Origin of the sequence: Sedimentibacter sp. B4, assembly GCF_000309315.1 — a bacterium.
GTDB classification, from domain to species: Bacteria; Bacillota; Clostridia; order Tissierellales; family Sedimentibacteraceae; genus Sedimentibacter; species Sedimentibacter saalensis.
Genome location: NZ_CANG01000107.1, coordinates 1 through 207 on the forward strand (window position 1 = coordinate 1; position 207 = coordinate 207).

General features: G+C 69.1%; 1 protein-coding gene. It reads right to left on the reverse strand.

Annotated features, from left to right (window positions below; all coding sequences use genetic code 11):
• Nucleotides 1-96 precede the first annotated feature (96 nt).
• The coding region (locus BN358_RS22975) for a glycine radical domain-containing protein (RefSeq protein ID WP_304412781.1) at nt 97-207 on the reverse strand (111 nt) is incomplete at its 5' end.

A 207-nucleotide genomic window follows, 5' to 3' on the forward strand; every position in this document is an offset into this window, starting at 1 on the left:
CCGCCCCGCCCACCGTGCGGTGTTGCCAGGGTCTGGTGCGCTCATAGCCGCACCAGACCCTGGCAGGTCCGTGGAGGTCGCCGGGAGTGCGGTCACTCAGAGCGCCTCGTGGAACGTCCGGGAGAGCACGTCCCGTTGCTGCTCGCGGGTCAGCCTGGTGAAGTTCACCGCGTAGCCGGAGACCCGGATCGTGAGCTGCGGGTAGTT